This is a genomic window from Kordiimonas lipolytica (assembly GCF_001550065.1).
Map to the genome: position 1 here is coordinate 219,966 of NZ_LRUB01000035.1, position 23,039 is coordinate 243,004.

Annotated in this window: 22 protein-coding genes; 17 read left to right on the forward strand and 5 right to left on the reverse strand. The window is 56.7% G+C overall.

Translation table 11 applies throughout. From position 1 onward, the window contains the following. Positions 1 to 434 precede the first annotated feature (434 nt). Genes KORM41_RS18880 through KORM41_RS18890 form a run of 3 tightly spaced genes read left to right on the forward strand, consistent with a single transcriptional unit; the run spans position 435 to position 3,737 of the window. Positions 435 to 1,751, forward strand: coding sequence for an APC family permease (locus tag KORM41_RS18880; RefSeq protein ID WP_068152076.1), 1,317 nt, complete (start codon positions 435 to 437; stop codon positions 1,749 to 1,751). Then, entirely contained in the window at positions 1,748 to 2,626 is an 879-nt protein-coding gene (locus KORM41_RS18885) for a dimethylarginine dimethylaminohydrolase family protein (protein ID WP_068152077.1), read from the forward strand. Before KORM41_RS18880 ends, KORM41_RS18885 begins: the two co-directional genes overlap by 4 nt. 1 nt (position 2,627) lies before the next feature. After that, positions 2,628 to 3,737 (forward strand): aromatic ring-hydroxylating oxygenase subunit alpha, encoded by a 1,110-nt coding sequence (locus tag KORM41_RS18890; protein ID WP_231727337.1) that lies wholly within the window; start codon positions 2,628 to 2,630, stop codon positions 3,735 to 3,737. Here the strand turns inward: KORM41_RS18890 and KORM41_RS18895 are convergent. Both KORM41_RS18895 and KORM41_RS18900 read right to left on the reverse strand, forming a co-directional pair. Further along, entirely contained in the window at positions 3,734 to 4,672 is a 939-nt protein-coding gene (locus KORM41_RS18895) for an MBL fold metallo-hydrolase (RefSeq protein WP_068152080.1), read from the reverse strand. The genes KORM41_RS18890 and KORM41_RS18895 overlap by 4 nt on opposite strands. Before the next feature lie 80 nt (positions 4,673 to 4,752). Further along, positions 4,753 to 5,781 carry a polyprenyl synthetase family protein gene (locus KORM41_RS18900; protein WP_068152083.1) on the reverse strand — a complete coding sequence of 343 codons (1,029 nt, stop codon included), beginning with the start codon at positions 5,779 to 5,781 and terminating at the stop codon, positions 4,753 to 4,755. Between the two features lie 153 nt (positions 5,782 to 5,934). Here KORM41_RS18900 and KORM41_RS18905 point away from each other — a divergent pair, with 153 nt between their 5' ends. The 9 genes from KORM41_RS18905 to KORM41_RS18945 all read left to right on the forward strand — a co-directional run bounded on the left by KORM41_RS18905 (position 5,935) and on the right by KORM41_RS18945 (position 15,991). Then, on the forward strand, positions 5,935 to 6,756 hold the full coding sequence (locus tag KORM41_RS18905; protein WP_068152086.1) for a tRNA1(Val) (adenine(37)-N6)-methyltransferase: 822 nt from the start codon (positions 5,935 to 5,937) through the stop codon (positions 6,754 to 6,756). A 33-nt stretch (positions 6,757 to 6,789) separates the two neighbouring features. Next, positions 6,790 to 7,677, forward strand: a complete 888-nt coding sequence (locus KORM41_RS18910) for a S49 family peptidase (protein WP_068152087.1) — start codon at positions 6,790 to 6,792, stop codon at positions 7,675 to 7,677. Between the two features lie 33 nt (positions 7,678 to 7,710). After that, complete coding sequence (locus tag KORM41_RS18915) at positions 7,711 to 8,013, forward strand: chorismate mutase (RefSeq protein WP_197421288.1); 303 nt, start codon at positions 7,711 to 7,713, stop codon at positions 8,011 to 8,013. A gap of 3 nt (positions 8,014 to 8,016) precedes the next feature. Further along, positions 8,017 to 8,757, forward strand: a complete 741-nt coding sequence (gene map / locus KORM41_RS18920) for a type I methionyl aminopeptidase (protein WP_068152089.1) — start codon at positions 8,017 to 8,019, stop codon at positions 8,755 to 8,757. A gap of 117 nt (positions 8,758 to 8,874) precedes the next feature. After that, positions 8,875 to 9,771, forward strand: a complete 897-nt coding sequence (locus KORM41_RS18925; RefSeq protein ID WP_231727338.1) for a glycine--tRNA ligase subunit alpha — start codon at positions 8,875 to 8,877, stop codon at positions 9,769 to 9,771. A gap of 3 nt (positions 9,772 to 9,774) precedes the next feature. Then, positions 9,775 to 11,880 carry a glycine--tRNA ligase subunit beta gene (glyS, locus tag KORM41_RS18930; protein ID WP_068152091.1) on the forward strand — a complete coding sequence of 702 codons (2,106 nt, stop codon included), beginning with the start codon at positions 9,775 to 9,777 and terminating at the stop codon, positions 11,878 to 11,880. Positions 11,881 to 11,985: 105 nt separating this feature from the next. After that, on the forward strand, positions 11,986 to 14,646 hold the full coding sequence (gene ppdK / locus KORM41_RS18935) for a pyruvate, phosphate dikinase (protein ID WP_068152094.1): 2,661 nt from the start codon (positions 11,986 to 11,988) through the stop codon (positions 14,644 to 14,646). A gap of 42 nt (positions 14,647 to 14,688) precedes the next feature. Then, the gene (locus KORM41_RS18940; RefSeq protein WP_068152101.1) at positions 14,689 to 15,111 is read left to right on the forward strand and encodes a hypothetical protein; all 423 of its coding nucleotides are present in this window, start codon (positions 14,689 to 14,691) and stop codon (positions 15,109 to 15,111) included. Between the two features lie 58 nt (positions 15,112 to 15,169). Then, positions 15,170 to 15,991, forward strand: coding sequence for a phytanoyl-CoA dioxygenase family protein (locus tag KORM41_RS18945; RefSeq protein ID WP_068152103.1), 822 nt, complete (start codon positions 15,170 to 15,172; stop codon positions 15,989 to 15,991). Here the strand turns inward: KORM41_RS18945 and KORM41_RS22405 are convergent, their stop codons facing one another. The 3 genes from KORM41_RS22405 to ygfZ all read right to left on the reverse strand — a co-directional run bounded on the left by KORM41_RS22405 (position 15,992) and on the right by ygfZ (position 17,950). Beyond that, positions 15,992 to 16,114 carry a hypothetical protein gene (locus KORM41_RS22405; RefSeq protein ID WP_269448990.1) on the reverse strand — a complete coding sequence of 41 codons (123 nt, stop codon included), beginning with the start codon at positions 16,112 to 16,114 and terminating at the stop codon, positions 15,992 to 15,994. Between the two features lie 68 nt (positions 16,115 to 16,182). Beyond that, a complete protein-coding gene (locus tag KORM41_RS18950; RefSeq protein WP_068152105.1) occupies positions 16,183 to 17,070 on the reverse strand; it encodes a hypothetical protein in 888 nt (295 codons plus the stop codon). Between the two features lie 94 nt (positions 17,071 to 17,164). After that, the gene (gene ygfZ / locus KORM41_RS18955; protein WP_068152107.1) at positions 17,165 to 17,950 is read right to left on the reverse strand and encodes a CAF17-like 4Fe-4S cluster assembly/insertion protein YgfZ; all 786 of its coding nucleotides are present in this window, start codon (positions 17,948 to 17,950) and stop codon (positions 17,165 to 17,167) included. Between the two features lie 130 nt (positions 17,951 to 18,080). Between ygfZ and pyrC the strand changes: the two genes are divergently transcribed. The 5 genes from pyrC to tilS all read left to right on the forward strand — a co-directional run bounded on the left by pyrC (position 18,081) and on the right by tilS (position 22,943). Beyond that, positions 18,081 to 19,163 (forward strand): dihydroorotase, encoded by a 1,083-nt coding sequence (gene pyrC, locus KORM41_RS18960; RefSeq protein WP_068152111.1) that lies wholly within the window; start codon positions 18,081 to 18,083, stop codon positions 19,161 to 19,163. Positions 19,164 to 19,191: 28 nt separating this feature from the next. Next, positions 19,192 to 19,827, forward strand: a complete 636-nt coding sequence (locus KORM41_RS18965; RefSeq protein ID WP_068152117.1) for a LysE/ArgO family amino acid transporter — start codon at positions 19,192 to 19,194, stop codon at positions 19,825 to 19,827. A 213-nt stretch (positions 19,828 to 20,040) separates the two neighbouring features. Next, positions 20,041 to 20,598: a peptidoglycan-associated lipoprotein Pal gene (pal, locus tag KORM41_RS18970; RefSeq protein WP_068152118.1), complete on the forward strand. Its 558-nt coding sequence runs from the start codon at positions 20,041 to 20,043 to the stop codon at positions 20,596 to 20,598. Between the two features lie 180 nt (positions 20,599 to 20,778). Beyond that, positions 20,779 to 21,642, forward strand: coding sequence for a tetratricopeptide repeat protein (locus KORM41_RS18975; protein ID WP_068152119.1), 864 nt, complete (start codon positions 20,779 to 20,781; stop codon positions 21,640 to 21,642). Positions 21,643 to 21,665: 23 nt separating this feature from the next. Continuing rightward, complete coding sequence (gene tilS, locus KORM41_RS18980) at positions 21,666 to 22,943, forward strand: tRNA lysidine(34) synthetase TilS (RefSeq protein ID WP_068152120.1); 1,278 nt, start codon at positions 21,666 to 21,668, stop codon at positions 22,941 to 22,943. Positions 22,944 to 23,039: the final 96 nt, after the last annotated feature.

Genomic DNA, 23,039 nt, shown 5'->3' on the forward strand with positions numbered 1-23,039 from the left:
AATGACAGAAATCTGATTTTTTGGGAAGGGTGGTTCGGAGCCGACCGCACCAAAGCGGATTGAGGTGGGGCAAGAGGCGCGGCCGACTCCAATGGCTGGGTCTTCAACAAATTGGCAGCTGCGAAGACCCGAAACTCAGGAACCTGGTATCTGGTGGCAGCCGGAGTGCCAGGTTCGCCTTCATAGTCGCAAACCCCGTGCCAGAAATGATGCCTTTGATTTTCAACAGTTTGGAGGGCTATAAAAAGAACATCAGCTCATTCTGTGCCGACTTGGGACAGAGTTGTCCCAATATGAGACATGTTCATGTGTCTCGATTTGATCCAGAATGGGGCGCTTTATCTTCAGCGGCTTCTTCAGTGACATCTATAAAAGCGCTAGGTGGGGGCGGCTGTTTCCGCTAGGGTTTTTCCGGGATCAGGGGAGGAGATTTTATGGGGGACTATCAAACCCGCCGCGTGATGGGGTTCTGGCGTACCTGGGGGCTTTCTGTTGGCATGATGGTGGGCTCGGGCGTTTTCATGTTGCCAACCGTTCTTGCGCCCTATGGGGCATACGCGTTGGCGGGGTGGCTGGTGACTGGGCTGGGCACCATCGCACTAGCTTACTCGCTCTGCTATATGGCGAAACGCATCACCGCAACGGGCGGGCCTTATGCCTATAGCCGCGCGGGCTTCGGCGATTTCGTCGGGTTTCAGATGGCCTGGGGTTACTGGATTTCCCTATGGATTGCCGTTGCGGCCGTTACCGTGGCCTTCATAGGGTATCTGTCTGAATTTTTCCCAGCACTCAAGACTTCGCCTACGCTATCGGTACTTGTGGGACTGTCCCTTATTTGGATTCTTGTATTCATCAATTGCCGCAGTGTGCGCGGCTCTAGCGCGCTGCAGTTGATTACCACCCTTGCCAAATTCCTGCCGCTTCTTTTCCTCGCGCTCGTGGGGCTGGTGAGCGTCGAAAGCACGAATTTTGCGTCCATGAAAGAACCCGCCGACGGGCTTGATGCCACCATTGCAGCCAGTGCGCTTGCCATGTGGGCCTTTATCGGGTTTGAGGTGGCGACCGTACCAGCAGGCGAAGTGCAGGACCCGGCCCGCACCATTCCCCGCGCCACTATGGCCGGTGTTCTTGCTGTGACCATCCTTTATTTTGCCGTAACCGTTGCAGCCTTTGGCCTGTTGCCTGCGGATGAGTTGATGAATTCAACAGCACCGCTTGCGGACGCGGCATCTGCCTTGGTGGGCCCAGTTGGGGCAACTGTTATTGGCGTGATCGCGCTGATTGCTACCAGTAGCGGCGTGAACGCCAACCTATTCGCAGCCGGGCAGATGCCCATGGCTGCCGCACTCGATGGCCTGTTCCCAAGCCTGTTTGGCATGAAAACAAAATTCGGCACGCCGGCATGGTCTTTCATCATCGGCGGCATTCTGTCGTCGATTGCGCTGGCGCTCAATTTCGTTAACGGCCTAGTGGTGGCGTTTGAATTTCTGATTTTGCTGTCCACCGTGACGGCCATTTTGCCGGTGGCCATGTCTGCCGCATCGGCCTGGCTGTATGCGGTGCGTGATCCGCACGCCTCGCGGGGTGTGCATCTGCGCGATACCATCGTGGCCGCAATTGGGTTTGCTTATGCGGTGTGGATCATTGCCGGGTCAGGGCGGGACAGCGTTTATTGGGCCTTCCTGCTTCTACTGGCAGGGCTACCGATTTATGTTTGGGTTACAAGACAAAGACGAGAAGGGGCGGAATGAAGACTATATCCGGTTTGAACGAATATGGCGCGCTGAAGGTTGTAGCAGTAAGGCCGCCCGAGCATGCCTATGTAAGTGACGAAAAGATCGCAGATGAATGGGAGCGCCTGCGCTTTTATTCCGCACCCAAGCTTGGCCCTGCGATCAATGAACACAAGATTTTCACGGACAAGCTTCGGGCTGCAGGAGCCGAAGTGATCTCTCTTGGCGGCAATGACGCGCTCACGCTTGATTCCATCTATGCTCGTGACGCGTTGCTCGTGAGCCCCAAGGGCTTGATTTTGTGCCACATGGGCCGCAAAGGGCGCAGGGGCGAACCGGCGGTGAATGCAAGCTTATTTGAGGCTTTGGGCTATCCGATTTTGGGCGTTATTGAAGCACCGGGCACTATTGAGGGCGGCGATATCATCTGGCTGGATGACGGTGCCCTGGCCGTGGGCGAGGGCCCGCGCACCAATGCCGAAGGCATCAAGCAGCTTCAGGACATTCTGGGGCCTGAAGTGGAAGTGCACACCGTGCCGCTGCCGCCGCCAAGCCACCCTGAGGATGTTTTTCACCTGATGTCCATGATCAGCCCGCTCGACCGCGATCTGGCGCTGATCTATCGCCCGCTGATGCCGGACAGCTTCATTAACTGGCTGGAGGCGCGCGGCATCAGCTTTGTTGAAGTGCCGGAAGAGGAATTCATCCCCATGGGCTGCAATGTGCTGGCGCTTGGACCCCGCAATATCCTGATGCTGGACCGCCTGCCGGAGACCAAGGCGCGGCTTGAGGCTGCGGGTTGCACGGTCGATACTTACACAGGCGACGAGATCAGCAGAAAAGGCGAAGGTGGGCCGACCTGCCTGACAAGGCCGCTTGTAAGGGGTGCATAGCGTGACGAATGCATATGAAAGCCTGCCTGCCTGGGCCTATTATGATGAAGGCTACTTTCAAAAGGAAATGGAGGCGGTAGTCCGCCCGGCGTGGCAACTGGTGTGTCACCAGAACGATGTTCCGAACGTAGGCGACTATGTCACGCTGGATATCCTGAATGAACGCCTTGTGGCTGTGCGCGGCAAGGACGGCAAGGTCCGCGTGTTCCATAATGTGTGCAGGCATCGCGGCTCGCGCCTCCTTGAGGGCAATGACGGGTCGTGCCCCGGGCGCATTCGCTGCCCTTATCATGCCTGGACATGGGACCTCGAGGGCACGCTAGTGAATGTGCCCTATGAGCGGGACTTCGAGGGCTTCGACCGTGCGGATCACTTCCTGCCGGAAGCGGAAAGCTGTGAGTTCCTCGGGTTCATCTGGGCGCGTCTCAAGCCAGGTGGGCCGAGCATTGAGGACCAGTTCGCGCCTTATCTGGATGAACTGAGCCGATACAGGATTGAGGAGATGCAGCCGCTTGGGCGCTTGACGCTCAGGCCGCGGGCAGTGAACTGGAAGCAGATCGCGGACAATTATGCTGACGCGCTTCATATCCCGGTGGCCCATCCGGGGCTGTCTGGCCTTGTGGGCAATACTTACGGCATGGAAGTGCAGGGCGATATCCACAAGATGTGGGGCGATGTGATGGACACCCGCAAGGACAGCTGGTCGACAAAGCTCTATAAATCCCTGCTGCCCAAGGTGGATCATCTGCCGGACCATCTGCAGCGCCACTGGTGTTATTACCGGCTGTGGCCCAACGTGGCGTTCGATGTCTACCCCGACCAAATCGACTTCATGCAGTTCATCCCGCTTTCGGCCACGGAAACACTGATCCGCGAGGTGGCCTATGTGTTGCCGGACGACCGGCGGGAGATGCAGGCCGCGCGTTACCTGAACTGGCGCATCAATCGGGAAGTAAATGCGGAGGATACGGCGATCATCAACCGGGTGCAGGACGGCATGGCGTCCTCAAGCTTCAGCACCGGGCCGCTGGCAAAAACCGAAGTATGCCTGTTGGATAGCGTGCGCCGCATCCGCGAAGCCTTGCCGAAGGAATTGGGCGAAAGGGGTTAATGCCCCTTCGCTTTCAACCATGCTCCGACACCATAGCTGTTCCACGTAAGGATCGTTTTGCTGCCATAGGCAAAGTCGTCATAGTGGGCAAAGTCTTGCATCAGCTTGTTCACTGCTGCTGTGCGAGCTTCTGGTGTAAGTCGGCCATTTGCATCAAGCGCGCCATCTGCGGCTCGAGCGTCCTTGATAACGGCAACAAGCTTGTTGATGTAAGCGATCTGAAGATCCGCGTTTGCAATGCGACTGGCATCATTGTGCCCCGGCAATACGTGTGTGTCTCCACTGAAGGTGGACTTGAGAAACTCCAGATGGGAAAGCGCGCCGTCAATGTGCCCTTCGCCCAGATAATAGTGGGTATAGGGATAAAAGGTATCGCCCGCGAATACTATATTCAGATCTTTCTGGTAGGCGCTGATGTTATCAGCGGCTTCCCCGGCACCCAGGTCGTGGATCTCAAAATCGATCCCGGCTATGGTGACGGTCTCACCATCCTTGACGATGGTGGTCGGCATCACCAGCCGCTCGTCAAGCGCTTCACCAAAGGCGTTGGGCATCTTGTAGGACTCCAGCATCTGCTTCAGCGTCGGGGCGAAGCCGTCCGCCGTTCCTTGCGTGGCATAGATCGGGAAGTCGCCGAATAGGTCCTTCAGGACCGGCAGGCCGCCAAAATGGTCTGAATGCGGGTGCGTCACGATAACACCTGAAAGCGATTTGCCGCTGGCCTTGATCTGTGCCGCAAGCCGCCTGGCGTCAGAAGGGAGTAACTGCGCGTCAATCAACGCGACGCCGTCTTCGCCTTCGATCCAGTAGCTGTTGGTATTCCATGCAATATGGTTCGATACATACCTATGCAGCGCGGAAGGATGAAGGTCTGCGGCACTTGCAGAAAGGCTGGCTGACATGGCTAGAAGTGCGGTAGCGGCAAGTCTGATCATTTGTCCCTCCCTGATGACATAGAGGGATCAAATCATCCGTTCATGGAAAGGTCAATTGACAGAAAGCTTAGGGTGCCGGATCAGTAAGCCCGCATCACACAGAAGTCGACGATATCGATCAGTGCCTTTTTGGCCGGGCTGTCACGGAAGATCGCGAGCGAGTCCTTGGCCATGTTGCCATAGTGGCGGGCGCGTTCGATGGTGTCGTTCAAGGTGCCATGCTGGTTCAGAAGGTCGATGGCCTTTTCAAGGTCACCATCCGTCTGCTTGCGGCGTTCCATGGTGGTTTTCCAGAACTTCTGTTCATCTTCTGTGCCGCGGCGGTAGGCCAAAATGGTCGGCAGGGTCACCTTGCCTTCGCGGAAGTCGTCCCCGATTTCCTTGCCAAGCGTGGCCTGTTTCGCGGAATAATCAAGGGCGTCGTCCACCAGTTGGAAGGCAATGCCCAAATAGCGGCCATAGGCCTCAAGCGCGCTTTCAACCTCTGTGCCCTGTTCGGATACGACGCCGACGACTTCGCAGGCGGCAGCAAATAGCACGGCTGTTTTGGCGGTGATCACCTCAAGATACTTTTCTTCTGAGGTGGTCAGGTCATTGGCGGTGGTCAGCTGCAGCACTTCACCTTCAGTGATAACTGCGGCCGCATTTGCCAGAATTTTCAGAACACGGAGCGAATCGCTTTCGACCATCAGCTCAAACGACCGGCTGAACAGGAAGTCTCCAACAAGGACGGTAGGCTGATTGCCCCAGATAAGATTGGCGGTTTTCTTGCCGCGCCGCATGTTGCTTTCGTCCACCACATCGTCATGCAGAAGCGTGGCGGTATGGATGAATTCAACAGCGGCAGCGAGGCCGATATGGCGCTTGCCCTCATAGCCAACAAGCTTCGCGGATGCGAGCGTTAGCATCGGTCGCAGGCGTTTGCCGCCTGAGGAGATCAGGTGGCCTGCAAGCTCCGGAATCAGGGCAACCGGGCTGTCCATACGCTTCAAGATGGTGTCGTTCACAAGCGCCATGTCATCAGCGGTCATGGCCTGAAGGCGATCAATTGCCTCCTTGTCCGCCGTTGGCTCTTTGTGATCGTGCATGTTTACGACGTTGCTGGACATTCGATCCCCGCTTTCACTTTTCATTCAGGGCGCGGACATTACTGCCTGACTTTACGGCTGGCAAGGTTTTGCACGCATTTTAGGTCAATTGACCGCAGATAAATTCCACGTACAATTACAGGCATCAAATAAACAAGTGGTGAACGAAACCCAGTGGACGACCAGGCCCGAGACAAAAGCACGCATGTCTTTCCCACTGACCCCTGTCTGGGGCCAGGTGAGACGGTTGACAATTTTCTTGGTGGGGCAGTCAAGCTGATCCAGCCGAAATCCGGTTACCGTGTCTCGATGGATACGGTGATGCTGGCCGCCTGTGTCCCTGCCAAGGCGGGTGAGCGGGTCATAGAAGGTGGTGTTGGCTCAGCCGGGGCTGCGCTTTGTCTGGCACGCCGGGTGCCCGGTGTTTTCGTGCATGGTCTTGATATCCAGGACGATATGCTGAATTTCGCCCGCCGAAATATTGCCCATAATGGCCTCGAAGACTATGTGACTGTATCGCAAGGCAGTATCACCGAACTCAGGCAGGAAGATGAAGCCACTTATGACCATGTGATGGTCAACCCGCCGTATCTGGCGGATGGCAAAGGTATTCGCCCGCCTGCGGAAACTAAAGGCCTGGCCCATATGGACCAGAGCGCTGGCGTGCGCGACTGGGTTAAATTCTGCATTCACCTTGTCAGGAACAAGGGCACGGTTTCCATCATCTACCGGGCAGACAGGGTGGATGAAGTGATCGCCCACCTGCACCGGCGGGTGGGGGAGCTGAAGATCATGCCGCTATGGCCGCGGTACGGTTCGCCAGCAAAGCGCGTGATCATTCAGGGGCGCAAAGGAATGCACGGTACAGCGAGCATTCTACCTGGTTTGGCGCTCCATGGTGAGGTGGAGCGCTACACCCGTGAGGCAGAAGAAATTTTACGTGATGGCGCAGCCCTTGACCTGAAAGCCTTTGCGCATCCGCGCCAAAGCCGCTAATCAAGGGCAGAATGAATATCCAAAGTAGCAAGCATGGCTAACCGACTGTCTAAATTCGTCTATGAACTCCGTCGCCGCCTGTTCGGTGATCCGCCGCCTGTTGTGGCGGTGGTGCGGCTGTATGGCGTGATCGCGCCGGGCCAACGGTTCAAGCAGAATTTGAACATGGCGTCTCTTGCAAGCACGCTTGATCATGCTTTTTCCATTCCCGGCCTGTCGGCTGTGGCGCTGCAGGTAAATTCGCCCGGCGGGTCACCGGTGCAGAGTGCGCTGATTACCAAGCGTATCCGCGACCTGGCGCGCGAAAAAGATGTGCCTGTGCTGGCGTTTGCGGAAGATGTAGCGGCATCGGGCGGTTATATGCTGGCGCTGGCGGGCGACGAAATTTACGCCAACGAGTCGTCGATCATTGGCAGCATCGGTGTGATCGCGAGCGGGTTTGGTTTTGACAAGGCGATCGAGAAATTGGGCATTGATCGGCGCCTTTATACGGCTGGCGACAGGAAAGCCATGTTGGATAGCTTCTCGCCAGAGAAGGAAGAAGATGTGGAGCGCCTGAAGGAACTTCAGGAAGAAGTCCACGAACATTTCAAATCCCTGGTGCGCGAGCGCCGGGGTAAGCGTCTCAAAGGGCTACGTGGGCGCTTGTTTTCCGGCGATGTCTTTACGGGCGCCGACGCCGTCAAAATGGGTCTTGTGGACGGTATTGGCGATGCGCGTGAAGTTCTTCGGGACCGGTTCGGCAAGAAGGTGCGACTGCGCCTGATTGGTGAACGGAAACCCCGCCTGGGGTCGATCCTTGGCCTTGGCCGGACGGTCGACAGCTTTGAGGCAGGCGGGATCGGCCAGATCGAAGATATGCCGCATGGGCTTTTGGCGGCGATTGAAGAGCGGCTGTTCTGGAACCGTTTCGGGCTCTAGTGGCCCTTGAGTGAATATGACGGAGGAAGCGCTGTGACAGGCGAAAACCACGAGACCCAGTTGAACGCCTACCGGGAAAGCATCGACAACATCGACGCTGCCCTTATTTTTATGTTGGCCGAACGCTTCAAGATCACCAAGGCAGTTGGTTTCTACAAGCGTGAGCATGACCTGCCTGCAGCCGATGCCGGACGGGAGCAGAAGCAGATCGAGCGGTTGCGAGAGCTTGCGAAATCCGCCAACCTGGACCCGGAATTCAGCGAAAAATTCCTCCATTTTATTATACGTGAAGTGATCCAGCACCATGAACGGATCAGAGAGAAAGGCGAACTTTAAGGCATGACTGTTGACGGCCCGGACCAGCTTGAAAAACTGAAGGAAATCGGCGCTATCTGCCGCGACGTGCTGGCCGCTATGGGCGCGCGGGTGGCACCCGGTGTCACGCCGCTGGAGCTTGACGCCATGGCGGGTGAAATGCTGGCGGAGCGCGGTGCGACATCCGCGCCCAAGCTGGCCTATGATTTCCCCGGGTTCACCTGCATTTCTGTTGGCGATGCAGTGGCACATGGCATCCCTGATGGTACGCCCCTCAAGGAGGGTGATCTGGTCAACATTGATGTGTCGGCAGAAAAAGACGGTTTCTTTGCTGATACGGGGTCAAGTTTCGCGGTTGGTAAAATCTCACCTGACCTGCAAACGCTGCTGGACGCCACCAAGGCCGCCCAGCGAAAGGCCATGTTCGCGGCACGCGCCGGCCAGCCCCTAAATGCCATCGCCAAAGTGGTCGAACGGGAAGCTGCCAAGTTTGGCTTTAAAATTATTGAAGGCCTGAATGGCCACGGTGTTGGAAGCTGGATTCACGAAGAGCCGACGGTATCAAATATCTATTACCCGCGTGAGCGAGAGCGCCTCAAGGAAGGGCAGGTGCTGACCATCGAACCGTTCCTGGCGACCCACAGCCATCAATATTATGAGGACGAAGACGGCTGGACGCTCCGCCTGGCTGACGGGGGCTTTGGTGCCCAGTTCGAGCATACCTTTGTTGTGACGAAAGGCGCGCCAATCATCCTGACGGCGTAAGGCGCGAAAATCTTTGCTGTTCCAAGGGATTCTCTTGCTTGACCCCATGGGGTCCGCCCGTTAGTTTGCAGCGCAGCAATTCCGAGTAACAGATTCGATTTTTTAAAGCGGTCATCCATGACAGATTTTTCAGCTACTTCGAAACGCAATCCGGACGCCATGCCGTTCCAGAAAATGCTGCTGACGCTCCAGAATTACTGGGCGGATCAGGGCTGTGTCATCCTTCAGCCATATGACATGGAAATGGGCGCAGGTACGTTCCACCCGGCGACCACCTTGAAGGCGCTTGGTCCAGAGCCATGGAAAGCCGCTTATGTGCAGCCTTGCCGCCGCCCGACCGATGGCCGGTATGGTGAAAACCCTATGCGGCTGCAGCACTATTATCAGTTTCAGGTGATCCTGAAGCCAAGCCCGGACAATATGCAGGAACTTTACCTTGGCAGCCTCAAGGCCATCGGTATTGATGCCGAGCTGCATGACATCCGCTTTGTGGAAGACGACTGGGAAAGCCCCACGCTTGGGGCCTGGGGCCTTGGTTGGGAGGTCTGGTGTGACGGCATGGAAGTCAGCCAATATACCTACTTCCAGCAAGTGGGCGGCTTTGACTGCAAACCTGTGTCCGGCGAGCTGACCTACGGGCTGGAGCGCCTGGCCATGTTCGTGCAGGGCGTAGACAATGTATATGATCTTGATTTCAACGGCGCGGGCGCAACTTACGGCGACGTGTTCCTTGAAAACGAGCGCGAGCAATCTGCCTACAATTTCGAACATGCCGACACAGACAAGCTGTTTGAAGATTTCAGAAAGGCACAGGAAGAATGCGCCAAACTCCTGGAAGCCGAGCTGCCGCTGCCTGCCTATGAGCAGTGCATCAAGTCTTCGCACACCTTCAACCTGTTGGATGCACGCGGGGTCATTTCGGTAACGGAACGACAGGCCTATATCGGCCGTGTGCGTGACCTGGCCAAGGGCTGCTGTGAAGCCTGGATCAGGAAAAACGGGTGGGAGGTATAAGTTATGAGTGATCTTCTTATTGAACTCCTGTCCGAAGAAATTCCGGCGCGGATGCAAAAGAAAGCATCCGAGGACCTAAAGGTCATGATGACCACGGCGCTGAAGGAGGCGGGGCTGACGTTTGAGATCGCGCAGGCCTATGCCACACCGCGCCGCCTGGCGCTGACCATCAGTGGCATTCCGGACAAAACGCCTGATATTTCCGAAGAACGTCGTGGCCCACGCACCGATGCGCCGGAAAAAGCGCTTGAAGGTTTCCTGCGCGGCGCGGGCGTGACCCGCGACCAGCTTGAAGAGCGCGAAGAAAAGAAAGGTACTTTCTTCTTCGCCAAAATCGAAAAGCCGGGCCGGGCGTCTGCTGACGTGATCGCAGAGGCGCTTGAAGCAACCGTGCGCAATTTCCCATGGCCCAAGTCCCAGCGTTGGGGCGATGGCAGCCTCAAGTGGGTTCGTCCGCTGCAAAGCATCATCTGCCTGTTCGGCAGCGATGTGGTTGACCTTGATATCGACGGCATCAAAGCAGGCAACAGTACGCGCGGGCACCGCTTCATGGCGCCCGCGACATTCACTGTTTCCGATTTCGCCGATTACCGCACAAAGCTGCAGGACGCCAAAGTGGTGCTAGACCCTGCTATGCGCATGGCCAAAATCGCGGAAGCGGCGCAGTCCCTTGCAGACAAGCAGGGTGTTGAATGGGTGGAAGATAAGGGTCTCCTTCAGGAAGTGGCGGGCCTTGTGGAATGGCCGGTGCCGCTTCTGGGCTCGTTTGATCCAAGCTTCATGGAAGTGCCGGAAGAAGTGCTGATCCTGACCATGAAGAAGGACCAGAAATATTTCGTCACCCGCGACACGGATACGGGCAAGCTGGCCCCATACTTCATCACGGTTTCAAACCTTGAAGCCAAGGATGGTGGCGCAGCTGTCGCGACCGGCAACGGCCGGGTGATCGCTGCCCGCCTGGCGGACGCCAAATTTTTCTGGGAACAGGACCTCAAGGGCAAGCTGGAGGACAACCTGCCGGCGCTCAAGGATATCGTCTTCCATATTGAACTCGGGCGCATGTCCGACCGTGTTGCGCGCATGAAAGCACTGGCTGGGTTCCTGGCTGAATATATTGACGGCTGTGATCCAGCTGAGGCGGAGCGCGCAGCAGAGCTTGCGAAAGCAGACCTCGTGTCCGGCATGGTCTACGAATTCCCTGAAGTGCAGGGCATTATGGGCCGCTATTATGCGAGAGCTCAGGGCGAAAGCGATGCGGTGGCCGATGCCATTCGCGACCATTACGCTCCTGCTGGTCCATCCGACGATTGCCCATCAGCGCCGGTATCGGTTGCTGTGGCACTCTCCGAAAAACTCGACACGCTGGTTGGTTTCTTCGCGATCGAAAAGCGCCCGACGGGATCGAAAGACCCATATGCGCTCCGCCGTGCGGCGCTTGGCGTCATTCGTCTGATAACCGAAAACAACATTCGCCTGCCGCTCGAGCATGTGCTTGGCCTGGCGGCCAAACCGCTGAAGCCATACCTTGAACTGAAGGCTGAGGGTGGTGAGGACGCAATACTGAAGCATCTGGAAACCACGTTTGAAGAGCATCTTCTGCCCTTCTTCGCTGACCGCCTGAAGGTGCAGCAACGTGACCTGGGTGTGCGACACGATCTGATCGACGCCGTGTTCGCCAAAGGCGATGATGATCTTGTGCGTATTCTGAACCGTGTGTCGGCCCTTTCGGCATTTCTTGATACCGACGATGGCGCCAACCTCCTGGCAGGGTACAAGCGTGCGGCCAACATCCTGAAGATCGAAGAGAAGAAAGACGGCAAGTCCTATGACCAGGACGTGCATGAGGCGGCGCTCGTCGATCCGGAAGAAGAGGCGCTTGCCGTTGCGCTCACGCGCGCTGGTGCAGATGCCGAGCACGCGCTTGCTGCTGAAGACTTTGAAAAGGCGATGGCCGCGCTATCTACTCTAAGAGCGCCAATCGATGCCTTCTTTGACAAGGTAACGGTTAACGCCGATGATGAAGCGCTGCGGGCCAACCGCCTTGCGCTTCTTAGCCAAATTCGCGCCGCGGTGAATACCGTGGCGGATTTCAGCCTGATCGAAGGTTGATCACAAAATGGCCGGGCAACCAGATATAAAAACTGCCCGGCGCCCCGATGAAATCTGCGTACCAGAAGGGGACCTCGGGTACGCGACGAAGGACTGTAGAGCATCATGACCAAATGGGTATACAGCTTTGGTGATGGCGCGGCTGAAGGCCGTGCCGATATGAAAAACCTCCTGGGCGGCAAGGGTGCGAACCTTGCGGAAATGGCCTCCCTGGGCTTGCCGGTGCCCCCGGGGCTAACGATCACCACGGAAGTCTGCACCTATTATTACGCCAACGGCCAGGAGTACCCGGACACGCTTGAGAGCGAAGTCAACCAGGCCATTGCGAAAATCGAGAAAAGCGTTGGCGCCAAGTTTGGCGACAAGGATAACCCGCTTTTGGTGTCTGTGCGGTCTGGCGCACGGGTTTCCATGCCGGGCATGATGGATACGGTCCTGAACCTTGGCCTGAACGATGAAACCGTTGAAGGATTGGCGAAGAACAGCGAAAACCCGCGCTTTGCCTGGGATAGCTATCGCCGCTTTATCCAGATGTATTCCGATGTGGTGCTGGGTGTTGATCATTATCACTTCGAAGAGCTGATTGAGATCCTGAAGGAAGAGAAGGGGATCGACCTTGATACCCACCTTGAGGCGGAAGACTGGAAAGAACTGGCGCAGCAGTTCAAGGCCAAGACGGAAGAAGAGCTTGGCAAGCCGTTTCCGCAGGATGTGCGGGAGCAGCTTTGGGGCGCTATCGGCGCTGTCTTCTCAAGCTGGCAGATTGACCGCGCCAAGGTATACCGCAAGCTGAACAATATCCCGGAAGACTGGGGCACGGCGGTAAACGTGCAGGCTATGGTGTTCGGCAACATGGGCGATACGTCGGCAACCGGCGTTGCCTTCACGCGTGATCCATCTACCGGCGATAATGAATATTACGGTGAGTATCTCATCAATGCGCAGGGCGAAGATGTGGTGGCGGGCATCCGCACGCCGCAGAACCTGACAAAGGCTGCCCGCGAGGCTGCTGGTGCCACGCTGCCGTCGATGGAAGAAAGCATGCCGGAAGTGTTTGGGGAGCTTGCCGACGTGTTCGACAAGCTTGAGCACCACTATAAGGACATGCAGGACATCGAATTTACCGTTCAGCGCGGCAAACTATGGATGCTGCAGACCCGTGCGGGCAAACGCACGGCCAAAGCGGCGCTCAAGATCGCCGTTGAAATGGCAGCAGACGGCCTGATTGACGAGAAAACAGCGGTGCTGCGGGTTGAGCCTGCAGCCCTTGACCAGCTTTTGCACCCAACACTGGACCCGGACGCACCGCGCGATGTGCTGACCCGTGGCCTGCCGGCATCCCCGGGCGCTGCATCTGGCGAAGTTGTGTTCGATGCCGACCACGCTGAAGCAGCGGCCAAGGAAGGCCGTTCGGTTATCCTGTGCCGGGTTGAAACCAGCCCTGAGGATATCCACGGCATGCACGCTGCGAAAGGCATCCTGACAGCGCGCGGCGGCATGACCAGCCACGCAGCCGTTGTGGCGCGCGGTATGGGGCGTCCCTGTGTATCAGGTGCCGGCCAGCTTCGGATTGATGGCAAGGCAGGCGTGATGTCCTGCGCAGGCCGTGAGGTCAAGGAAGGCGATATCATCACTATCGACGGCGCATCCGGCGAAGTTATGATCGGTGAAGTGAAAACCCTGCAGCCAGAACTGGCTGGCGATTTCGCCAAGCTGATGGAGTGGGCCGATAGCTACCGCAAGCTGAAGGTGCGCACCAACGCCGACACGCCGCATGACACGTCAACCGCGCGCGAATTCGGTGCGGAAGGCATTGGCCTGTGCCGCACTGAGCATATGTTCTTTGAAGGCGAGCGTATCATTGCGGTGCGCGAGATGATCCTGGCGGATGACCTGGCGGGCAGGAAACATGCTCTGGCTAAATTGCTGCCTATGCAGCGCGGTGACTTTATTGAGATATTCAAGATCATGCGCGGCCTGCCGGTGACGATCCGCCTGCTGGACCCACCACTTCACGAATTCCTGCCGCGCGAGGAAGACGAGTTTGAAGACGTTGCCAAAGCCATTGGTGCCAGTGTTGACCATCTGAAGCGCCGCGCATCTGAACTGCATGAGTTTAACCCGATGCTGGGTCACCGGGGTTGCCGCCTCGGGATCACCTATCCGGAAATCTATGAAATGCAGGCACGGGCCATCTTTGAAGCCGCTATCGTGGTTGAAGAGGAAACCGGTGAAACGGTTGTGCCGGAAATCATGATCCCGCTTGTGGCAACTCGTAAGGAGTTGGGCATGATGCGTGCTGTTGTTGAAGCTGCCGCAGAAGAGGTTTTCGCAGAGAAGAACCACCGTGTCGAATATATGGTTGGCACCATGATCGAATTGCCACGCGCTGCACTGCAGGCTGGGAAGATTGCGGTTGAGGCAGACTTTTTCTCATTCGGCACCAACGACCTGACGCAGACCACCATCGGCATCAGCCGGGATGATGCGGGCCGGTTCCTGGATGAATATGTGAAGAAGGATATCTTCGCGCAGGACCCATTTGTTTCCATCGATCAGGAAGGTGTGGGCGAGCTTGTGGAAATTGGCGCAGAGCGCGGTCGTTCCACCAAGCCTGACCTGAAGCTGGGAATCTGCGGCGAGCACGGCGGCGATCCGGCATCTGTCGAGTTCTGCCACCGGACGGGGCTGGATTATGTGTCCTGTTCCCCGTACCGGGTGCCGATCGCACGGCTCGCGGCCGCTCAGGCAGCCTTGAAAGACTAAAGATCAGAGGGCCTTCGGGCCCTCCTTACATTTGGGGGATGTATGAAGAAAGTGGGCATTGTACTGGCGCTGGTTTTATTGGCCGCGCTGGCACGGGGAATACTGCATTGGCTGGTCTTTGGGGAAGGGGTTTTCGCGAGTTTTCTTGAGACTCCTGAGGATATCGCACGATTGGTTGCCAAGATCATTCTCGACTTGGTTGTTGGGGCAATTGTCGTACTGTTTGCTCTGCCTGCTGTGCTGCTTAGCCGCAGGCGAATGCCTGTTGTCGCGTCGATGGGAACGGCTGCCCTGGTGCCATGTCTGCTGCTGTTTGGTCTGGAATTCTTCACGGCTAACGGCCTGCCTGAAGCGGCGATCAGGCTTTTGGGTATCCTCTTTGTACAAGGACTTGTGGTCGCTGCTGTGGCTCTCAAATACTGGCCAGCGAAAAATAAGGACGCCGTGCAAAACATCTTTGAATAACCGATAGCGCTTTTTATTTTGGTGGCTTGGCCTATCTTCTTTTACGAGGGAGATAATCATGAACCACGCAGAGATTATCGAGACCATCAAGGATCAGGGGTATTTCATCATTGAAGGCCTGATGACGCTTGAGAAAATCGATGCCGCACGGACAATCCTGGACCCAATTTTCGCGGAGCAGTGCACGGGCAGGAACCAGTTCGAAGGCTTCAAGACCCAGCGAATTTACTCGCTGCCTAAATATGGCCCGGCGCTTTGGCCCTTTTTCGACAATGAAGATGTGCTGAAGATCATCAAGCCGCTTCTGTGGGGGGACTGCCTGATCACAGCGGCGCTCGCGGCCAATGTGCTGCCCGGGGAACAGCCGCAGGCGTTTCATACCGACGACAGCTTCTATCCCGTGTCGCGCCCGCGCCAGGCTTTTTCGGTTGGGGCGATCTGGGCCATGGATGATTTCACAGCTGAAAACGGCGCGACGCAGTTAATCCCATACAGCCACCTGTGGGGCGACGAGCAGCCTGACGGTGTGCTGACCACTTTTGAGGCATTCTCTATTAAGGAATCGGGGCAGGCGGACGGCTGGGCGACGCCTGAAAATACCAAGATCGTCACTGCAGAAATGCCGAAGGGCTCTGTGCTGATTTTCCTTGGGAACTTATGGCACAGGGCAGGGGGCAACGTATCAGAGGGCTCGCGCCTAGGGTTATTCCCGCAATATTGTGCAGCCTGGGCGCGGCAGCAGGAGAATTTCTTCTTGTCCATCCCGCGCGAAGATGTTGCAAAGATGCCGGAAAGCATGCAGGCCCTGTTGGGATACCAGATTCACCCACCCTTCATGGGGCATGCAGGCGGGCGGCACCCGGCGAAGCTGCTGAAATGACTAGTTTGCCATTGCCAATACGATAATCAGGATGGAGGCAACAGCGGCGCCAAGGACAAAGAGATTGTGGCGCTCATGTGCTTTGTTCTTTTCCTGCAAGCGTTGTTTCTTGTTTTTGGTCATGACCCTTCCCCGTTTGGAGAATGGCAACACAAGATGAAGAAAAAAACAAGATTTTAAGTGCCGCATGGCTATTCGGTGCGGCTCAGCACCTCGTCATGCCAAAGGCGCCAGTATTTGGCTTCTAACCCCGGCGGCATCAGCCAAAAGGCGTTTGCATTGGTATATTCGTCGGTTTGGCGTAGGCCAACCAGCAATTCATTGATGCGTGAGATAACAGTGCGGCCCTGGGGTGTGTCATTGCAGGCGATGCCGCCCATGCCGAACTGGCCCTCATGTTCCAGCAACGGGTAATAGCTGTATTCGCCGCCATTACCTTCGGTCAGTTCGTTGAAGTGCAGCATGGCGTAATAATCGATAAAATAGTCGAAACGACCTGCATCAAGCATTTTGAACATGCCCTGCGTCAGGCTGGTGCGACCTGACCAGCGGAACATATTCCCCGCATTAGGATCGTTCGCAAAAATATCGTTCAGCCAGCGGCTGTATACGCGGCCCGGCTGAAAAGCGCCCTGTGCGGATGTGTCGGCAATCAATGCCCTGAAATCTATTCGACCATTCGTTTCATGGGCTTTTATCCTGGGCGCGGCTTCTTTTCTGGCAATGATGCCGTGATAGAAGAACAGAAAGGTTGGTGCGCTGAAAACAAGGCCTTCGCGTTGCTCCAGGCTTAGGTCAATACCCTTGTAGGAAGAGGTGGCAAAGCAGGCCTCCATCGTTTTGAGAACAGTGTAGATGCGGACATTCACAACCGCCTGTTCAGTATGTCTGTATTCAGGCATTCCGGCTTGCACAAGGCGCTCACCTGTTTGGGCATAGCCTTTGCCAGCCCACGGTCCTTTGTTGATCCAGGCGGGTTGCCAGTCCAGGTTCAGCCAGGTGATGGTGGGTTTTTCTGCACAATTTGCGGCAGTTGATCCGGCCAGCAGGGCCAGACATAAACCTATTACACCTCGCATTCTGTCGGTGCGCACTCTCTCAATCCCGCTTCAGGTTACAGACGACCTTCCGACCCTAGGTGGCGGAAGTTAAAGAACTGCAAATCGGTGAAGACTATAGCAGGGTAACAGGCTGACCGTTACAGCAAAGCGTGGCATCTTCATATTCAAGCCGGAAATAGGCAAGGGCCAGGTCGCCATTTGACGTCCGGATCTCACCCGCGGCCTTGCCGGTTTCTGTCTCAAGGGCGGTGCCAGCATCTGGTGCACCGCCTTCAACGCGCACGGGCCGCAAGATTTTTTTCAGGTTGGTGCGGTGCTTCATGCGTGCGGTCAGTTCCTGCCCCACATAGCAGCCTTTGGTGAAAGACACGCCGTGCAGTCGCTCAGCCGCGGTTTCCAGCCAGAAGTATTTTTCTGGGATCATGTCACGACTGCCATCCGGCACGCCGTGGCGGAGACGGGCCTGTTCATAATCATCACGGTCAAGAGTGGGGGCATCGGGGCAGCCCGTGGTCACAAGGCGCCAGCCCAAGCCTGCATGCCGGGGGTCTGGAACTGCGACTCCAGGGGCAGCGGGCCTTTCAAGCGAAGCCCAGACGCCCAGTGCTGTCTCATCCGCAATCGTCACATCAGCGCGCAGCTTATACATCATCAGTCGCCGCATCAGGTCTGTCTTGCGCGCAGCTTCAATATCCAGCAACAGGTCATCGCCTTCCGCCATGATGATCATGTCGTACATATATTTGCCCTGTGGCGTCAGGATCGCGGCATAAACGGCCTTGTCGGCTGTCACACCTGTGACGTCGTTGGTCACCAGTCCCTGCAGGAAGCTGCGGGTGTCCGGGCCTGAAAGACGCAGAATGGCGCGGTGATCAAGATGCAATAGGGGGGCTGACATAATAATCCTATCTGGTGCTGATATTCAGGCTACACATAGCCACTTTATTGCGGCTTTCAAGTTGTAAGGTGAGGCGAAGACCGTTACAACAGCCCTCACGCAGGTATGAAGTAAAAACAGGAATACTCCAATGACAGCGCCCGCCTCCAAAACGTCTCAAAATGCTATCGATCGCCTGGTTATTCGCCAGCCAGATGACTGGCATGTCCATCTGCGGGACGGTTCGATGCTGGAAACCGTGGCGTCCTATACGGCGCGCCAGTTCGCCCGGGCGATCATCATGCCAAACCTGACGCCGCCTGTCACGACCGTCGCTGCAGCGGAAGCTTACCGCGCCCGTATCCTGGCAGCCGTGCCGGAGGGTACCGAATTCACGCCGCTGATGACCTGTTACCTGACAGACAGCATCGATCCCGCCGAAGTATCCAAAGGGTTTACCGCAGGCGTATTCACGGCCTGCAAGCTGTATCCTGCGAATGCGACAACCAACTCAAGCTTTGGCGTCAGCGATGTGAAGAACATCTATCCGGTGCTGGAAGAGATGCAACGTATCGGCATGCCGCTTCTGGTGCACGGGGAAGTAACAGACAGCCATGTCGATATCTTTGACCGCGAGGCTGTGTTTATCGATCGGGTGATGAAGCACGTCGTTGCCGACTTTCCGGGCCTGAAAGTGGTGTTTGAACACATCACAACGGCCGAAGCGGCCGCGTTCGTGATGGAAAGCGCGGACAATATCGGCGCAACCATTACGCCGCAGCACCTTGCCTACAACAGGAATGCCATGTTGGTGGGCGGCATCAAGCCGCACTTCTATTGCTTGCCGGTTATCAAGCGGGAAGAACACCGTCTGGCACTTAGGAAAGCTGCCACATCCGGTTCGCCCAAGTTCTTCCTGGGAACCGATAGCGCGCCGCATACCAAGGACGCCAAGGAAAATGCCTGCGGCTGCGCAGGCGTGTTCAACGCACCTTTCGCCATGGAAAGCTATGCCAACACATTCGAAGAAGAAGGCGCGCTGGATAAGCTTGAAGCCTTTGCCTCAGAGAATGGGCCGAAGTTTTATGGCCTGCCGTTCAATGAGCGCCGTATTGTCTTGGAGCGGGCACCAGTGGCCGTACCGGACCATGTCGAAGGAAACGGTAATCGCCTTGTGCCTTTCCTGGCTGGCGAAACACTCAGCTGGCGGTTCGCTGGCATTGTGGACGCCTAATCAGGCAGGGCCGGGGGGACGAGTAGGGGTGATCAGCGGGCTTGCATATGTACTTTGGGGCATGGCTTTCGGCTTTGCCCTCTCTGCACCGATTGGTCCCGTGAATATCATTTGTCTTCGACGCAGTCTTTTCGGGCGCGCGCGTGACGGATTCGCGATCGGATCGGGTGCAGCGCTCGGCGATGCCTTCTATGCTGGGCTCGCCGCGCTTGGGCTCAATGCCTTTCTTGCGCTGATTGACAGCTATGACACGGCGCTGCGCCTTGTTGGGGCGCTGATTATGCTTGTGTTTGCTGTACGAATCTGGCGTGCCCATCCCCACCTGGACCGGGAGCCCATGGAAGGCGGTGTGAAACGGGGCATGATTGGCGCGCTTGTGCTGACGCTTACCAATCCCGGCGTGTTCTTTGGCTTTCTTGGCATGTATGCCCTTGCAGGAATTGGTGATCTGGGCGCGGCTTCCGGTCATGCAACAAGTGATGCTGTCATGCTGATCCTTGGTGTGTTCATGGGCAGTTGCTGTTGGTGGGCGCTTCTTGTCGGAATTGGCCGATACCTGCGGGACAAGGTCAATGACAACCTGCTCACCATAATCAACCATGTTTCTGCTGCCATCATTGGGCTTTTTGCCTTGGGAACGCTATTCAGCCTCCTCCCGATGTGATCAATGATGACGTTTTTGTGAAAATTCAGCGGAAATTTCATGCCGAAACAAGTATTTGAGTAACTTTGATTGCTTGATTGCGACAGATTCGCGTTCTATAGTTGCCACGAACTTGAGGTGTTGCTCACCAGCTTTCTGATTTAGGGGGAGGCGGGGGAGCGATAGTACACGTATAAAACGCGGGAAATCCCCGCTCCGTTGGAGGGAGCAATAATGACGTCCGAGCGCCTGGGCAAGAATATCGCCATCATTTCCGCGGCTGCACTGATTCTGGCAGCCTGTTCATCCACACCTGAGCCTGAGACGGATACATCCTCTACGGATATGTCGACCGAGCAGTCGCAAACTGATACCGGTGCTCCAACGCAGCCTGATATGGGTGAAGTAAAGCAGGACACGTTGGATCCGATTGAGGTTCCTGGCCAAGAAGGGCTGACCGCTTATGCAGGTGATCGTGTTTTCTTCGAGTATGATAGCTCTGAAATTACAGCTGAAGCACGTGCGACACTTTCGAAGCAAGCTTCCTGGCTGATCCGTCATCCACGTGTTCGTGTGTCGGTCGAAGGTCACTGTGACGAGCGCGGTACCCGCGAATATAACCTCGCGCTGGGCGAGCGTCGCGCGACCGCCGTTAAGAATTATCTGATCGCCCTTGGCGTTCCAGCTTCCCGCATGAATACCATCAGTTACGGCAAGGAACGCCCTGCTGTTGTTGGTAATGGTGAAAGCACCTGGAGCCAGAACCGTCGCGGTGTGCTCCGCGTCCAGTAAGCCATAGGCGCACTAAGGACAAGTGGCCCCGTGCCCGGATTTCCGGTGCGGGGCCGTTTTTTATCAGGTGCCCATTGTTCATGGTTGCGCGGCAGCCATTATCGGGCCGCAATTAATTCGTAAGTCTGTTTCCCGGGGCAATGAGTGGTCGTTGGCCCGGAAGTAAAGGAGAACCAGGACATGATCTGGCGTGCTGTTGCCATCTGTATTCTCATTTTGTCAGCAACCATTCAGGTGCAGGCGCAAAGCCGGGCAGAACTGGCGCTGAAGGTAGAGCGGCTGGAGCGCGAAATGATCGCGCTTGAAAACCGATTGCGTGGCGGTGCTGTGGCCCGCCCGGCAGCAGGGGCACAGGGCAGTTTGGATGACAGGGCGCTTCTTGCTGATCTCGCAGCCAAGATCGGTACGGTGGAACGCCAGATGCGAACCATGACGGGCCGCATGGAAGAAATTGAACACCAGCAGCGGAAGCTTGATGAAGCGATGGGTCTGTTGCGCAAGGAGCTTCAGCTCCAGCAGCAGGAGGCGGCAGACTACCGCGCAAACCAGGAAGTGGCCCGGCAAGATTCGGCGTCATCCCAGCCTGTCGATACCGCGCCTGCGGCCACCCCCGCGGTCGAAGTGCCGACGGAACCAGAGATCGCGTTGCCGGAGGGTGAGCCATCGGGCCAGTATCAGTATGCTTTCGGGTTTATCCAGAAAAACGACCTTGATAGTGGTTTTACAGCCATGGACATGTTCCTCAAGGCCCACCCTGACGACGCACTGGCAGGCAACGCCAAATTCTGGCTGGGGCGTATTCACCTCCTGAAGGGCCGTTTGCCTCAGGCCGCGCAGCAGCTGTTGGCGCTGATTGAGGAGCACCCCAATCACGCAAAGCGGGCGGATGCTCTGCTGGATCTTTCAGACGTATTGATCGGCCTTGGCAGTAAGCCCGATGCCTGCAACGCACTGGCCGAATTCCGCCGCAGCGCTGACGATGCTTCAGACCGGCTCAAGGCCCGAGCAGAGCGGACAGCCAAAGAGGCTGGCTGCACCAATTAATTTAGCAAACCGGGGCTGGCTTTTTGGCAAACGAGCTGACAGCAACAGAAGTGAAAAGGGCGCTAGACGCCTGCGGGGTGCCGGAGGGCGCCCCTCTTGCTATTGCGGCTTCTGGCGGGCCGGATAGTCTCTGCCTTGTTCTGCTGGCGTCTGAAATTGCCAATGTGGTTTGCTTGACTGTTGATCATGGCCTCAGGCCTGAAGCGTCTGCTGAAGCGGGAGCGCTGGGCGCCCTGATGGCTGACCAGGGTATCGACTTTCACAAACTGACCTGGCAGGGAGAAAAGCCCAGCTCGAACGTGCAATCGGAAGCGCGGATCGCCCGCTACCGCTTGATGAACGACTGGTGCAGGGCCAATGGTATCGAATATTTGCTGACCGCCCACCATCAGGACGATCAGGCGGAAACCCTGCTGTTGCGGCTGGCGCGCGGTAGCGGGGTATACGGCCTTGCTGCGATGGCGCCAACGTCCCGGGTTCCGGGTTCAGGTGGGCAGGTGACGCTGGTGAGGCCGCTTCTGGACGTGCCCAAAGCCCGGCTTGTGGCGACACTTCGGGCGCGAGAGCTAAACTGGTTGGAGGACCCAAGCAACAAGGCTGAACAGTTTGACCGCGTAAAGGTGCGGGCTTTCCTTGAAAATCCGCCGCTTGAAGGTTTGCGTGCAGACCGTCTGGCAGCAACTGCTGCGCGGCTTCGGCGTACCCGCGATGCCCTTGAATATTATGAAAACCAATGGCTGGCTGAGAACGTAGAAACCAGAGATGACGGGACCCTGGTGTTTGACCCGGCCAATTTCGATTCGGTGCCGCAGGAGATCGCCTTGCGGGCGACAGCCAGCATGTGCCGGTGGGCAAGTGGCGAACGCTATGTACCCCGAATGGAGAAGCTGGAGCGCGCGGTTTTAGCCATGCGCGAAAGCGGGTTCTCCGGGCTAACGCTTTATGGGGTCCAGTTTATTCCTGTGCCGGAGGGACGGGTGCTGGTGACACGGGAACTACGCGCAGCACAAGGGCGGATGCCTTTGGTGAACCACACCGTTTGGGATAACCGTTTTGAGATTTCAGCCAAGGGTGATATTGCAGGGCTGGAAATTGGCCCGCTGGGGCAAGAAGGGTGGAATAGTGCGCTGAAGGTTTGGCCGGAAATCCGGCAATCAAGCCTGCCGCATGCGGCCAAAGTCGTATTGCCGACCATCTTTGATGGTCAGCAGATTGTGGCAATTCCGCATCTGGAAGTCGCTCAAGGTCGTGGAAATGATGTAAGCTTGTCGCTTAAATCCCACGATTGGCCGAAAAAGTAGCTTTATTGGCCATTCTCCTCTTGCATGGGGGCGGGTCACGCTTATCTCTTGGATAAGCATTTTTAAAGGAAGAATGCAGGATAAATGCATCTGACG

Bases quoted from the DNA above. Each gene is read 5' to 3' on its own strand.
- glyS (WP_068152091.1), top strand. From the start codon at position 9,775: ATGAGTGATCTTCTTATTGAACTCCTGTCCGAAGAAATTCCGGCGCGG.
- pyrC (WP_068152111.1), top strand. From the start codon at position 18,081: ATGACAGCGCCCGCCTCCAAAACGTCTCAAAATGCTATCGATCGCCTG.
- KORM41_RS18900 (WP_068152083.1), bottom strand. From the start codon at position 5,781: ATGTCCAGCAACGTCGTAAACATGCACGATCACAAAGAGCCAACGGCG.
- KORM41_RS22405 (WP_269448990.1), bottom strand. From the start codon at position 16,114: ATGACCAAAAACAAGAAACAACGCTTGCAGGAAAAGAACAAAGCACAT.
- ygfZ (WP_068152107.1), bottom strand. From the start codon at position 17,950: ATGTCAGCCCCCCTATTGCATCTTGATCACCGCGCCATTCTGCGTCTT.
- KORM41_RS18880 (WP_068152076.1), top strand. From the start codon at position 435: ATGGGGGACTATCAAACCCGCCGCGTGATGGGGTTCTGGCGTACCTGG.
- KORM41_RS18945 (WP_068152103.1), top strand. From the start codon at position 15,170: ATGAACCACGCAGAGATTATCGAGACCATCAAGGATCAGGGGTATTTC.
- KORM41_RS18910 (WP_068152087.1), top strand. From the start codon at position 6,790: ATGGCTAACCGACTGTCTAAATTCGTCTATGAACTCCGTCGCCGCCTG.
- KORM41_RS18885 (WP_068152077.1), top strand. From the start codon at position 1,748: ATGAAGACTATATCCGGTTTGAACGAATATGGCGCGCTGAAGGTTGTA.
- KORM41_RS18895 (WP_068152080.1), bottom strand. From the start codon at position 4,672: ATGATCAGACTTGCCGCTACCGCACTTCTAGCCATGTCAGCCAGCCTT.
- pal (WP_068152118.1), top strand. From the start codon at position 20,041: ATGACGTCCGAGCGCCTGGGCAAGAATATCGCCATCATTTCCGCGGCT.
- KORM41_RS18950 (WP_068152105.1), bottom strand. From the start codon at position 17,070: ATGCGAGGTGTAATAGGTTTATGTCTGGCCCTGCTGGCCGGATCAACT.
- KORM41_RS18925 (WP_231727338.1), top strand. From the start codon at position 8,875: ATGACAGATTTTTCAGCTACTTCGAAACGCAATCCGGACGCCATGCCG.
- KORM41_RS18975 (WP_068152119.1), top strand. From the start codon at position 20,779: ATGATCTGGCGTGCTGTTGCCATCTGTATTCTCATTTTGTCAGCAACC.
- KORM41_RS18940 (WP_068152101.1), top strand. From the start codon at position 14,689: ATGAAGAAAGTGGGCATTGTACTGGCGCTGGTTTTATTGGCCGCGCTG.
- map (WP_068152089.1), top strand. From the start codon at position 8,017: ATGACTGTTGACGGCCCGGACCAGCTTGAAAAACTGAAGGAAATCGGC.
- ppdK (WP_068152094.1), top strand. From the start codon at position 11,986: ATGACCAAATGGGTATACAGCTTTGGTGATGGCGCGGCTGAAGGCCGT.